Raw genomic sequence first — 11828 nt, forward strand, 5'->3', positions numbered from 1 at the left:
GGCATTTAGCAACGAGATAGGGCCGCTGCGCCTGGCCCGCAACCTGGCTCTCAATCTGGCCGACAAGGCGGGCCCGCTCAAGGAGATGGCGCTACGCTACGCACTGGGGCTGGCGTAGACCATCCCCTCAAAATGGGAGACGCAACCATGACAGACAAGGCACTGCTGGTCATCGATTTCATCAAGGATCTCGCCCACCCGGATGGCAAGATAGCTGCCTCTGCGCGCCACGTGCAGGAGCAAGATGCCATCACTCATGCCAACCGGGCGCTGGCTCATGCCCGGGCTCATGGCTGGTTGGTGATCCAAGTCAAGGTAGGCTTTGAGGCCAACTATCATGTCCAACCCAAGGGTTCGCCCATGTTTGGTCGTGCGCAGGAGTTTGGTGCTCTGTGCCTCGGTGGGGAAGGTTGTGAGTTTCACCCGGAGCTTGATGTGCAACCGACGGATCTGGTGATCGAGAAGCCCAGAGTCAGCCCCTTCTATGGCACCCTGCTTGAGCCTGCACTGCGGACCAACCGCATCGAGCACCTCTATCTGTGCGGGCTCAGCAGCAGTTGGGCCATCCAGGCCGCGGCGCGGGATGGCCATGACAGGGATTACCGCATCACTATTTTGGAGGATGCCTGCGCGGCGGCGGACGCCAACGAACACCATGCATCTCTGCGGATGCTGAGCCGCATCGCCGATATCATCAAGGTCGAGCAACTGACGGCGGATGCGCCGGGTTAGCGCCAGCATTGTACCCCTGCCATAACACAAGGCCGATCTTCTGGATCGGCCTTGTGTTATGGCAGGCATGACAGTCACGCTCTATTGGGATTGCTGGGCCGAGCGGTAGAGGGTCCACTCTTCCATGACGGTGCCATCCGGCAGGTGACAGTAGCCCACGGTGCCGCCAGCTTCCTGCTCAAGTACCAGCTTGCCATCTTGCTCGGTGCAATAGACCGAGGCCGGATTGGCCATGCCCATTTTGGCCGGGGCCGGTGCCGAGTCCTGCTGGGCGCAGCCCGCCAGGGCCAGCAAGGGGAGCAGGAGCAGGGTGTTGTGCCGTCTCAGTGTCATATCAAGTCTCTTGGCAGTGTCAGTATCGCAGACGATACACCCAGGCTTGGCTGGGCCGCAACTCAGGCGATCCCGGGGCTCGTCATTGATCCTGGGCCCTCTGGCGCCATGGTTTTCATCATCGCCAAGAAGTTATCCCGAATGGGGTCATGGAAGCCCGGGTTCCACACCAGGCTTATCTCCCATGCGGAGTGGGGGCCCGAGAGGGGATAGAGCGTCACGTTGGGGCCAGCGATGAAGCTGACGCTCTTCGGCAATATCGCATTGCCTATGCCTGCGGCGACCAGCGCCACCAATGTCTGGATATCTTCCGCCTCTTGAATAGTCCCTGTCAGCCGATTGGCCCCGAGGAAGCTGGCAATCTGCTGGCTCAAACCCGGACAGCGATGCCCCACCATCTGCAACAAGGGCTGCCGAGTCAGTGCCTGCTCCATATCCCACTCGGTTGCTTCCCCCCGGATTGTCTGGCTGGACACCGCCAGCACCAGTTGGTCGGTCAGCAGCGGGATCTCGTGAAGCTGCTCCGACAGCGGACGACGCATGAAGCCAAGCTGCAACTGCCCTGACAGCAGTTGCTCATGCTGGATGGCCGAGGGCATGTCGCGCAAATGGACAAGTACCTCGGGAGCGTGCTGGCGAAAGCGGGCGACCAGAGTGGGCGCCAGTTCGAAGCTCGACAGGCCGAAGCCAATATTGAGGCGCCCGGCGATGCCGCTGGCCAATGCCAGGGCGTGGCGCTCGAATCCCTGACCATGCTCGATCAGGGCGCGGGCCTGGACGAGCAGCTGGCTACCGATGGCGGTTAACGCAGCCCCGTGGCGACCGCGGTTGAACAGACTGGCCCCCAGCATGAGTTCCAGCCCCTGGATCTGCTTGGTCAGGGCCGGTTGGGTGATGAAGAGGCGTGCCGCCGCCTCCCGGTAGTTGGCACTCTGGGCCAGGGTCACGAAGGCCTGGAGCTGTTTGAGATCGAATTTCATTCCGCTTAGTTATCGAATGTTGAGTTTTATTGATTATAAATTATCTATCGCCCTTGTTCTAATGGTGTCGAAACGGCCCTGTCGTCCACCAAGCTACCCCTGAGGAGAGAGACCATGAGCACCGAAGCTTATCTGCTGTTACACAAGGAAGGGACTGTGATCGCCCAGCCCCTGGCGGCCCCGGAGACGGGAGATCTGCTGGTCAGCCTGTTGCAGCAGGGATTTGTGCTGGCCCCCCGGCAGATCCTGGCGGGCAACAGTCGGCAGGCGCTGGCCTGTTATGAAAACGAGATATCGGTGCTGCCCGGTACCCAGGGCGTCAGCACAATGGAACGTCAGTCATGACGAGACTCACCCTGAACGCGGCGGCGCTGCTGCTCGATATGGATGGCACCCTGGTGCACTCCACCACCGAAGTGGAGACGGTGTGGCGGCTCTGGTGCCGGCGCCACCGACTCGCCCCCGAGCCCATCCTGGCGATCTGTCATGGGGTGCGATCCTTCGAGGTGATCCAGGCTTTGGCGCCCGACCTGGATCTGGCCCGCGAAATAGCCCTGCTTGATGAGATGGAGATCCTGCATACAGGGGCCGCCGAACCGCTTGCGGGCTGTCGTTCCGTCTTGCAGGGGCTACCCATGACGCACTGGGCGCTGGTGACCTCGGCCAGCCGCCGGGTGGCTCTGCATCGTCTGGCATCCGCCGGTTTGCCCCTGCCCTTGCAGCTGGTTGGTGCCACCGACGTCACCCGGGGCAAGCCGGATCCCGAGCCCTATCTGCTGGGGGCCGAGCGCCTGGGGCTGGCTCCTGCCGACTGCCTGGTCTTCGAAGATGCCCTGGCCGGGGTGCAGAGCGCACTCAGAGCCGGTTGTCGGGTCGTGCAAGTGGGGGGCGATCGCACGCTCGATCCCGCCGTGGTGACCAGGATCCGTGACTGGCGACAGGTGACTGTGATCAAGGACGGGGATGGGTTGCAGATCCGCGTGCAAACCTAGGGTGACGGAGTGCTGAGTGTTGAAGAGGGCGGCGTGGTTGAGAGCACCGGCTGCTGGGCTTGCGGGCAAGTGGCCGGGGCAGTGCCTGTAAAGCGACAGCAGATGCGGGCAAGCAGGCCCCCTCACTTAAGAGGGGGCGGACAGTGTTATCCAAAGACGCGGAAGCGCTCTGCATCATCCATGAACGTTTTGTCACCGGCGGGCTGCTCTATGCTGCCAAAGGGCATCTGGGCACGTAACAACCAGCTGGCGGGCAGTTCCCAACGCTGGTGAACCTGATCGTCAATGAGCGGGTTGTAGTGTTGCAGCGAGGCACCGATCCCTTCCTGGGCCAGGGCACTCCAGACCGCAAACTGGGCGATGCCGGTCGCATGTTCCGACCAGATGGGGAAGTTGTCGGCATAGAGGGCAAATTTTTGCTGCAGATCTTTTATCACGGCAGTGTCCTCGAAGAAGAGCACAGTGCCAAATCCGGCCCGGAAGCTGCCGTTGATCTTGTTCTCGGTCTGGGGAAAGGCGTCGGCGGGCACGATTTTGCGCAGCGTCTCCTTGGTCAGATCCCAGAGGGCATGGTGCTCATCGCTAAACAGGATGACGGCCCGGGAGCTTTGGGAGTTGAACGAGGAGGGGCTCTGTCGGATCGCCTCCTGAATGAGGCCAGTCAACTGTGCCTGGCTGTGGGAAACCTTGTCCCCGAGTGCATAGATGGTGCGGCGTACCTTCATCAGTTCGATAAATGAATTGCTCATAACCTCTCCTTGCGTGGCGAAAATGCGTGACGCGGCGGCGCAGCAGCCCAAGGGGCCAAACCGGCCTCGCGCGCAGCCAGTGTAACGCCCTCTTGATCCCCTTCCTAGTCCATCCCCCGCCAACTACGGGCTTCCCTGAGCCGAAGAGATGCCCGAGTGGCCCCATCACCGACAGGAGTTGACCGATGGCCACGGTAACAGGCATGGGTCTTCAGACAAGGGTTACGGGTAGGTAAGCCAACTACTCGATAAAATTCATATAGTTAAGCATTGACCCATTCAGGTTCAGTCAGGCTTTGTCGCTTGGGCGAGGTGGGGGATATGGCGCTGGTCACCGACACTCATCATAGTGCAGGGGAAATTAATCAGCTGGACAGGAGTATCCCATGGGAATGAACAGACAGACACTGCGTTCCTTGGCATTGTTGGGGCCCCTGCTGTTGGCCTGGCTGCCAGCGCAGGCTTCCGAGACGGTCAATACCATGCTCGGGGGCGGTGTTGGTGGCGTGGCGGGCACCATGCTTGGCAAACAGTTGGGTGGTGACACCGGCGCCCTGGTCGGCGCGGCCCTGGGTGGCGCGGCCGGTGGTGCCGCGACCGCCAATCGCGGCAACAAGAATGAAGCGGCCATCGGTGGCGCCGTGGGGGCCCTCGGCGGCGCCGCCATTGGCAAGAGCGTGAGCGGTGACACGGGCCAGTTGATCGGTGCAGGCATAGGTGGTGCGGGGGGATCGGCCATCGGTGCCCGTACCGGCGACGGTCACGAATCCCGTGGCGGTGACTGGGACAGGGGCGGTCGTCGCTATGACGATCGTCGTTATCACGGTGATCGTCACTATCACCACAAGCACAAAAAGAAATACTACAAAAAGCACCGTCATCATTGATGGCGCCTCAACACAAAGCCCGGCCTAGCGCCGGGCTTTGTGTTGTCAGGCCTTGCCCGCCAAGGAGGGCCTAGACCAGTCGGTGCTGACGGCGACCGGCGGCAAAGGCGTTGATGTTGTCGATCAGCTGATCGGCCAGACGCTGCATCGACTCTTCGCTCGCCCATGCCACGTGCGGGGTCAGGATGAAGTTGGGATATTGCAGGGCCTGCATCAGAGGGTGATCCTGCGGCGGCGGCTCCTGGCTCGCCACATCGAACCCGGCGCCGCCGATCTGGCCGTTGCCGAGGGCCTGCAGCAGGGCCTGTTCGTCCACCAGGCCGCCCCGTCCCACGTTAATGAGCAGCGCAGTCGGTTTCATCAGGCCCAGCTCCCGCTCGCCAATCAGGTTGCGGGTATAGGGGGTGAGCGGGCAGTGCAGGCTGATCACGTCCGAGCTGGCCAGCAGCTCATCGAGGGGCAGGCGATCTCCTTGCGCCTCCTTGTCCACCTGACTCTGGGCATAACGAACCTCCATGCCGATGCCAAGGGCGCGCTCCCCCAGGGCCTGGCCCAGGGTGCCCTTGCCTATGATGCCCAGGCGCTTGCCATGCAAGTCCTGGATAGGGTGGTCGAAGAAGCAGAACTGACCGCTCTGTTGCCAGCGTCCTTCCTGCAGGGATTGGCGCCAGGCGAACAGATTGCGCGACAGGGCCAGCATCAGGGCCATGGCATGCTCTGGCACCGAGGGGCCTGAATAGTTGCGGATGTTGCACACCGCCACCTTGGCCGCGCGGCAGGCGTCGAGATCCAGATTGTCGCTGCCGGTGGCGGCCAGGGCGATCAAGCGCAGCCCTGGCAATGCCGCCAGTTCGGCTGCGCCGATGCGCACCTTGTTGATGATGGCGATGTCGGCCTCGCGCAGGCGAGACACCACCTGATCCGGCGCCGTGGCCGGGTAACTTAGCCAGTGATGGGGGAAATCGGGGCGATGCAGGCGCACGCTCGCATCCAGGGTATCGCTATCGAGAAAGACTATCTGCTGCATGGGGCCTCCGGCTGTGGAGCCCCATGATGCCAAACAAAAGGGCCCAAGGGCTACCGCCAATCACGCTTGGCAGAGTGGGTCCGGAGGCAGAGCAGAGGCGCCTTCCAGGGCAGTCAGAGCCAGCCGAGGTGAGTGAGCCAACCCTGGATGCGCCCAGGGGTCTCATCGAGCGCCATCAAGGCATAGGGACGGTAGTTGAGCTTGTGGCTGCGCCGACTCTCCTGACGACGGATCTGGGCGGCCTGCAGTGACCAGTTGCCCCCTTGCTCCTGATAGAGATCCAGCGTGGGTATGGTGCCCTGGGCGATCTGCTTGGCCAGGGTCTGGTTGCTCTGGGGATTGGGGAAGAAGCCGTCGAGCAGCACCAGGGCATCGGGGGCGGGCAGTTTCTCGCTCGCAATGAGGTTGCTGACCCAGGCGGCACTGGTACCCTGAGCCAGCAGCAGTTTGAAGCCCCCCGCCTGCCATTTCGCATCACCGAGCGTCACGATGCGCTCGGCGAACTGTTTGCGAAAGCTATCTATGCCCTGTTGCTTCTTCTCGGCGGCGGGATCGAGCTCGGTCTGGCTCGGTGAGGGCAGCAGCAGCAGGGTATCAAATCCGACGCGGGTCAGTTGGCGAGTCAGTTGCCACAACTGACCGCTGTGCTGCCAGTCTGGCAGCAAGATGGCCAGACCCAGGTAGCTATTGCTGTCATGTTTGGCAAAGAGCACCGTCTGTTTCTCCAACTGACTGGCGCCGGGCAGACCCTGCCAGTCGCTGCTCTGCCAGTGATCCGCCGGGGGCGGCGGTGCCAGCTCGCTGGCAAGGAGAGGCCCACCGCTCAGGCTGCACAGGCTCAACAACAACAGCGGTAGTGATACTCTGGCCATAGGCCCCTCTTGGCTCACCCTGGGTGCGGGTCTTACTGTTAGCGGCGGCTTGGGGGATTTCTGAAGGGGAGTCGATGGATTTGGGGGGGCGCAACTGATCGGGGCCATGAGCCAGACTGATGAATGCCAGCCAATAAAAAAGCGAGCCTGGGGCTCGCTTTTTCAACACTGGCTTAAGCCGTCAAATTAGTTGACGCGACGCTTGAACTCACCGGTGCGGGTGTCGATCTCGATCTTGTCACCGATCTCTACGAAGGCGGCAACGGCCAGCTCGTAGGTGGTGCCTTTCAGGCGAGCAGGCTTGGTTACTTTGCCTGAGGTATCGCCACGGGCGGCCGGCTCGGTGTACTCGACTTCACGGACTATGGTGGTTGGCAGTTCTACGGAGATGGCTTTCTCGTTGTAGAAGGTCACTTCGCAGATGTCTTCCATGCCGTCGACCATGTAGTTCAGGGCGTCACCCAGGTTGTCTTTCTCGACATCGTGCTGGTTGTACTCTGTGTCCATGAAGACATACAGGGGATCGGAGAAGTAGGAGTAGGTGCACTCTTTACGCTCCAGTTGAACCACTTCCAGCTTGTCGTCAGCCTTGAAGACGGTCTCGGTGGCGCTGCCGTTGAGCAGGCCTTTCAGCTTCATCTTGACCACGGCGGAGTTACGGCCGGATTTGTTGAATTCAGCCTTCTGTACCACCATCGGCTCGGTGCCGATCATGACTACGTTACCAGCGCGGATTTCCTGTGCGGTTTTCATGTCAAAATTCCTGTTCGTGAAACGGACGAATAAAAAACTGCCAGATTATATACGGCTTTCAAGAAATTTCACCAATCGTGTGAGGAGATCCCCATCCCTCAGCAACTTCTGTGACCAGTCTCGCCCATGTTGCCGCCAAATGGCGTCATATTGCGGCCATTTGGCCCAGAGTTCGCTCGTGTTATCCCCCTGGTTGAGAGCATGGTTGAAGGCCCTCAGCCATTGGGCAGACTCTTCTGGCAGCCCCTCCAGATAATGATCGAGAAAACCATCCAGCTTGACCATGTGGGCCTGCTCCTCCTGGGGATAGATATGCCAGAGAAAGGGGCGCCCGGCCCACTGGGCTCGCACGAAGGAGTCTTCCCCCCGTACCAGATTGAGATCGCAGCTCCACAACAGGCGATCGTAGCCCGCCTGATCTGTCATCGGCAGCAGTTTGACACTGAGGTTCCCCCTCTGCAGCAGGTCACCCGCCTGCACGACCCTGCCCTCACAACCCAAGCCGCGCAGCACGTCCGCAACGGCACGTCCCATAGGCAGCAAGAGGGTGACTGGGGCGGGATTGGCCTGCCAGCCCTCAACCAGGCTGACCAGCGCCGCGCTCTCATAGGCAAACAGGCTGATGCGCAACTCATCCTCCCCCTGGGGGGGCAGGCCGAGACTGGCCCAGTAGGCGGCAAGGCCGGCCTCATCCTGTTGCCAGCGTTCCCGAGCCTGGACAAGTCCGTGCTCGCACAGCAAACCGCCGGTCTTGGGCGTGAAACCCGGGAAGAAGAAGTATTTGTTGAGGCTCTGGTTGCCGACCCGCTGAGGCGAGGCGAGGCCATGGCAATCCTCGACCCAGCTTTCCGCCGAGAGGTATTCCAGATTGATCCAGCAGGGGGGGGGCGTGTGCTGCACCATCTTGTCGATAAAGGCAGGCGGCAGCTCGCAGGCAAACGCCTCGATCACTACGCTGGCCGGGATGACATCGACGGGCAGGGTATCGTGCCAGTGCTGGATATAGATGCCCTGCTGCCATTGGCCATTCAGTTCGGGATTGAGGCCGGGGCAGATGCGCGCAAAACTGACCAGATCATCCACCCAGAGCCGAACTTTTGTTTCACTACCGTGGGTTGAGCCGTGGCCCTCCTGCTCGATCTGGCGGGCGAGACGCCAGGTCACCCCTATGTCGCCGAAGTTGTCCACGACGCAGCAGAAGATGTCCCAGTCGAAGGGGGGCAGGGGAGTTGGCATGGGTCAGCACCACAGATAAAAACCGGTGCGCAGAGTAGCACACCGGAGGGTTGGCTTCTAACCCGTCAGGGTTTACGGGGATCAGGTGATTGCGGGTCTTGGCCGTTATGTTCCTGCTTGCGTCCTCGGATGGCGATGGCCCCTTTGAGCGGCGCTATCTAGACGCAAATAAAGTGCGGGCCAGCTAAGGAGGCGACCAATCTACTCCTTGCCGTAGACGTTGTTCTCTTGCTCGCGCACCCGGATAAAGGTAGTGCGTTTGGTCAGCTCTTTGAGTTGGCTGGCGCCGACGTAGGTGCAAGTAGATCGCACGCCACCCAGGATGTCACGCACCGTGTTCTCCACCGGGCCGCGATAGGACAGCAGCACGGTTTTGCCTTCGGAGGCGCGATAGTCGGCGACGCCGCCAGCGTGCTTGTCCATGGCGCTGGCCGAGCTCATGCCATAGAACTTCATGAAGGCGTTGCCTTCTACCTCGACGATGTCACCGCCGCACTCCTCATGGGCCGCCAGCATGCCGCCCAGCATCACGAAGTCGGCGCCGCCGCCAAACGCCTTGGCCACGTCCCCCGGGCAGGCGCAGCCGCCGTCACCGACGATCTGGCCGCCCAGGCCGTGGGCCGCATCGGCGCACTCAATGATGGCGGAGAGTTGCGGGTAGCCGACGCCGGTCTTGACCCGGGTGGTGCAGACCGAGCCCGGGCCTATGCCGACCTTGACGATGTCGGCGCCGGAGAGGATCAGCTCCTCCACCATCTCGCCGGTGACCACATTGCCCGCCAGGATGACGTGGTTCGGGCAGGCATCACGGGTCTTGCGCAGGAACTCGACGAAGTGCTGGGAGTAGCCATTGGCCACGTCGAGGCAGATGAAGCGCAGGGCGGGTGACATGGCTAGGATCTGGCGGGTCTTGATGAAGTCCTCTTCCGAGGTGCCGGTCGATACCATTACGTGGCCGAGCAGCGCCGGGTCTGTCTCGTTGATGAAGGTTTGCCACTGGGCAAGGCTGTAATGCTTGTGTACCGCCGTCATCATCTCGAAGCCGGCCAGGGTTCTGGCCATGGCGAAGCTGCCGACGGTATCCATGTTGGCGGCAATGACGGGCACGCCTTGCCACTGGGTCTGGCTGTGCTTGAAGATGAACTGGCGAGTCAGGCTGACTTGGGAGCGGCTCTTGAGGGTTGAGCGTTTGGGGCGAAACAGTACGTCTTTGAAACCGAGCTTCAAGTCTTCTTCGATACGCATGACATTTCCTTAATGAGCCTGGTCGAGGGGCCAGGAGCCCTGTCTGGATAAACGGCAGGCACAAAAAAACCGCAGGTTTTCGAGGCCTCCGGTTTACAACAGTCTAGTCAGAAATCCCTGCGGAACAAGACTGATAATGGCAGATCTTTTGTGGTAGCCTTTGGCGTCACAATCTGCGTTTTCTCCCGCAATTTTCCTCTTCGTTAACGCTGCTAGCACCTTTTTATCCTGTTCTCTGTTTTTCGTCGCAAGATGCCTGAAACTGTCGGCAGATAATCACTATTTCCCCGATGTATCCCAGGATGCTGAGCGCTGCATTGACGGGGGCATCATCAAGCTTCAAGCTGGAACCGATGGCGGGCAGGTGCCCGGCATCGGTCAATGAGGGTGAGCGACAGGATGAAACATCAGAACATAGCGCTGTGGGCCTTGCTGGCTTTGTCGCTGAGCACTTCGCAGGCCCAGGCCGATAGCCCCCATGTCTATGGCTGGGTCGAGAAAGGGGTGGTGATGCCAAGCGGAGTGACGGTCAAGCTCAAGCTTGATACCGGTGCGCTCACCTCTTCCATGGATGCGCGAAACCTGACCCGCTTCGAGCGTGATGGCAAGGAGTGGGTGCGCTTCAGTCTGGAAATGAAGGATGTCGAGACAGACAAACTGGTCAAACAGGAGATAGAGCGGCCCGTGCTGCGCCGCGTGACGGTGAGTGGTGCCGGTGGATCCGAACGGCGGCCTGTGGTGCATATGTCGCTCTGCATCGGAGAGACCCTCTACAAGGAGGAGTTCACCCTGCGATCGCGCGCGAACATGGTCTACCCAGTACTGTTGGGACGGCGTCTGCTGGCGGAGCTGGGACCTGTGGATGCGGGCCGGACGTTCACCATCCAGCCCGAGTGTCTTTAAGCGGCTTCCGCCACAGGGCCGGTTTTGACCGTGAGGGTTCTGTGTATGCAAAGAGGGCCATGCCGGCAGGCGTGGCCCTCTTTGTTTTTGCCCCCTTCAGGCCTGGTGGACCCCTTTGCTGCCTTTGATGAGTGGCGTCATATCCATAAATAGGCCGGGATTTGGCTATTGGATCCCGTCCAGGATCACTATGACCACCAGGCCACCCTCGGCGCCGTTGTGAATATCCAGCTCGGCGCGATGCAGCTCGGCGATGCTGCGCACTATCGCCATGCCAAGCCCGACGCCATCTCCCTGCTGGGGGTTGACCCGAAAGAAGCGCTCGCACAATCGGGCCATGGCCTCGGCCGGTATGCCAGGCCCATTATCCCTGATCTCGACCCGCGCCCGCTTGCCCATCTGCTCGACCCGCACGGCTATCTCCCCCTTGGCCTGGGTGTAGCGCAGGGCATTGTCGATGAGATTGCTAAACAGCAAATCGAGCAGGGTGGGCTGCCCCATGACGTCTACCTGGCCATCGACATCGAGGGAGAGCTGCTGATCCTTCTGCAGCGCCAAGGGAGCCAGTGTGGCCAAGCTGCCCTGGAGCAGCTGACCGAGATCGATGCGCTCCAGCACCGGATCCTGCTGATTGTCGATCCGAGCCTGGGTCAGCAGCTGGCGCAGCAGACGATCGCTGCGATCCAGAGCGAGCAGCATCTTGCCGAGGGAGTGGCGCCGACTCGTCTCATCCTGTGCCGCCAGGGCGTTCTCGCTATGGATGCGCAGTACCGCCAGCGGCGTGCGCAGCTCGTGAGCGGCCTCATTGGTGAACTGTTTTTCCCGCTCCAGGGTATCGGCCAGGGTGTGCATCAGCCGGTTGATCTCGTTGGTGAGCGGGGTTATCTCCTTCACCTGGAGGGCAAGGTCGAGGGGCTCCAGATTGGCGGGGTGGCGTTCGCTGACGGCTTTGACCAGTTGGCGCAATGGCGCCAGGCCACGGGTCACCAACCACCAGAGCAGGCCGAGCAGGAAGGGCAGGGTGATGAAGAGGGGCAGCATGGTGAGAGTTGCCATCTTGCTCGCCAGCTCGCCGCGCTCATCGTCGCGCTCGGCGACGATGAGCCAGGTATGCTGCTT

At 61.2% G+C, this 11828-nt stretch carries 14 protein-coding genes; 5 read left to right on the plus strand and 9 right to left on the minus strand.

What is annotated here, in order from left to right:
- The first annotated feature begins 147 nt into the window (after nt 1–147).
- A complete protein-coding gene (locus G113_RS14820; RefSeq protein WP_005905812.1) occupies nt 148–732 on the plus strand; it encodes a cysteine hydrolase family protein in 585 nt (194 codons plus the stop codon).
- Between the two features lie 81 nt (nt 733–813).
- On the opposite strand, the gene G113_RS14825 is transcribed toward G113_RS14820, so the two are convergent.
- Both G113_RS14825 and G113_RS14830 read right to left on the minus strand, forming a co-directional pair.
- Nucleotides 814–1065, minus strand: a complete 252-nt coding sequence (locus tag G113_RS14825) for a putative hemolysin (RefSeq protein WP_005905813.1) — start codon at nt 1063–1065, stop codon at nt 814–816.
- A gap of 62 nt (nt 1066–1127) precedes the next feature.
- A complete protein-coding gene (locus tag G113_RS14830) occupies nt 1128–2045 on the minus strand; it encodes a LysR family transcriptional regulator (RefSeq protein ID WP_005905815.1) in 918 nt (305 codons plus the stop codon).
- A 114-nt stretch (nt 2046–2159) separates the two neighbouring features.
- On the opposite strand from G113_RS14830, the gene G113_RS14835 reads away from it, so the two are divergent.
- Nucleotides 2160–2390, plus strand: a complete 231-nt coding sequence (locus G113_RS14835; RefSeq protein ID WP_005905816.1) for a hypothetical protein — start codon at nt 2160–2162, stop codon at nt 2388–2390.
- Nucleotides 2387–3037, plus strand: coding sequence for an HAD-IA family hydrolase (locus G113_RS14840; RefSeq protein ID WP_005905817.1), 651 nt, complete (start codon nt 2387–2389; stop codon nt 3035–3037). Before G113_RS14835 ends, G113_RS14840 begins: the two co-directional genes overlap by 4 nt.
- A 146-nt stretch (nt 3038–3183) precedes the next feature.
- Here the strand turns inward: G113_RS14840 and G113_RS14845 are convergent, their stop codons facing one another.
- Nucleotides 3184–3786 carry a nitroreductase family protein gene (locus G113_RS14845; protein ID WP_005905818.1) on the minus strand — a complete coding sequence of 201 codons (603 nt, stop codon included), beginning with the start codon at nt 3784–3786 and terminating at the stop codon, nt 3184–3186.
- A 386-nt stretch (nt 3787–4172) separates the two neighbouring features.
- Here G113_RS14845 and G113_RS14850 point away from each other — a divergent pair, with 386 nt between their 5' ends.
- On the plus strand, nt 4173–4673 hold the full coding sequence (locus G113_RS14850) for a YMGG-like glycine zipper-containing protein (protein WP_040319269.1): 501 nt from the start codon (nt 4173–4175) through the stop codon (nt 4671–4673).
- Nucleotides 4674–4743: 70 nt separating this feature from the next.
- Here the strand turns inward: G113_RS14850 and G113_RS14855 are convergent, their stop codons facing one another.
- The 5 genes from G113_RS14855 to G113_RS14875 form a co-directional block, all read right to left on the minus strand.
- Complete coding sequence (locus G113_RS14855) at nt 4744–5700, minus strand: D-2-hydroxyacid dehydrogenase (protein WP_005905820.1); 957 nt, start codon at nt 5698–5700, stop codon at nt 4744–4746.
- A gap of 113 nt (nt 5701–5813) precedes the next feature.
- Nucleotides 5814–6572: a DUF3530 family protein gene (locus G113_RS14860; RefSeq protein ID WP_005905821.1), complete on the minus strand. Its 759-nt coding sequence runs from the start codon at nt 6570–6572 to the stop codon at nt 5814–5816.
- A gap of 186 nt (nt 6573–6758) precedes the next feature.
- Nucleotides 6759–7325: an elongation factor P gene (gene efp, locus G113_RS14865; RefSeq protein WP_005905823.1), complete on the minus strand. Its 567-nt coding sequence runs from the start codon at nt 7323–7325 to the stop codon at nt 6759–6761.
- Nucleotides 7326–7370: 45 nt separating this feature from the next.
- A complete protein-coding gene (gene earP / locus G113_RS14870; protein WP_005905825.1) occupies nt 7371–8561 on the minus strand; it encodes an elongation factor P maturation arginine rhamnosyltransferase EarP in 1191 nt (396 codons plus the stop codon).
- A 201-nt stretch (nt 8562–8762) separates the two neighbouring features.
- On the minus strand, nt 8763–9806 hold the full coding sequence (locus G113_RS14875) for a GMP reductase (RefSeq protein WP_005905828.1): 1044 nt from the start codon (nt 9804–9806) through the stop codon (nt 8763–8765).
- A 399-nt stretch (nt 9807–10205) separates the two neighbouring features.
- On the opposite strand from G113_RS14875, the gene rloA3 reads away from it, so the two are divergent.
- A complete protein-coding gene (rloA3, locus tag G113_RS14880) occupies nt 10206–10709 on the plus strand; it encodes a retropepsin-like aspartic peptidase RloA3 (protein WP_005905830.1) in 504 nt (167 codons plus the stop codon).
- 165 nt (nt 10710–10874) lie between these two features.
- Here rloA3 and G113_RS14885 read toward each other — a convergent pair.
- Nucleotides 10875–11828: ATP-binding protein (locus tag G113_RS14885; RefSeq protein ID WP_005905832.1), on the minus strand; the 954-nt coding region annotated here is incomplete at its 5' end.

Origin of the sequence: Aeromonas molluscorum 848 (genome assembly GCF_000388115.1) — a bacterium.
GTDB classification, from domain to species: domain Bacteria; phylum Pseudomonadota; class Gammaproteobacteria; order Enterobacterales; family Aeromonadaceae; genus Aeromonas; species Aeromonas molluscorum.

Bases quoted from the DNA above. Each gene is read 5' to 3' on its own strand.
- G113_RS14850 (WP_040319269.1), top strand. From the start codon at position 4,173: ATGGGAATGAACAGACAGACACTGCGTTCCTTGGCATTGTTGGGGCCC.
- G113_RS14855 (WP_005905820.1), bottom strand. From the start codon at position 5,700: ATGCAGCAGATAGTCTTTCTCGATAGCGATACCCTGGATGCGAGCGTG.
- G113_RS14825 (WP_005905813.1), bottom strand. From the start codon at position 1,065: ATGACACTGAGACGGCACAACACCCTGCTCCTGCTCCCCTTGCTGGCC.
- G113_RS14860 (WP_005905821.1), bottom strand. From the start codon at position 6,572: ATGGCCAGAGTATCACTACCGCTGTTGTTGTTGAGCCTGTGCAGCCTG.
- efp (WP_005905823.1), bottom strand. From the start codon at position 7,325: ATGAAAACCGCACAGGAAATCCGCGCTGGTAACGTAGTCATGATCGGC.
- G113_RS14875 (WP_005905828.1), bottom strand. From the start codon at position 9,806: ATGCGTATCGAAGAAGACTTGAAGCTCGGTTTCAAAGACGTACTGTTT.
- G113_RS14820 (WP_005905812.1), top strand. From the start codon at position 148: ATGACAGACAAGGCACTGCTGGTCATCGATTTCATCAAGGATCTCGCC.
- rloA3 (WP_005905830.1), top strand. From the start codon at position 10,206: ATGAAACATCAGAACATAGCGCTGTGGGCCTTGCTGGCTTTGTCGCTG.
- G113_RS14830 (WP_005905815.1), bottom strand. From the start codon at position 2,045: ATGAAATTCGATCTCAAACAGCTCCAGGCCTTCGTGACCCTGGCCCAG.
- G113_RS14840 (WP_005905817.1), top strand. From the start codon at position 2,387: ATGACGAGACTCACCCTGAACGCGGCGGCGCTGCTGCTCGATATGGAT.
- G113_RS14845 (WP_005905818.1), bottom strand. From the start codon at position 3,786: ATGAGCAATTCATTTATCGAACTGATGAAGGTACGCCGCACCATCTAT.
- G113_RS14835 (WP_005905816.1), top strand. From the start codon at position 2,160: ATGAGCACCGAAGCTTATCTGCTGTTACACAAGGAAGGGACTGTGATC.
- earP (WP_005905825.1), bottom strand. From the start codon at position 8,561: ATGCCAACTCCCCTGCCCCCCTTCGACTGGGACATCTTCTGCTGCGTC.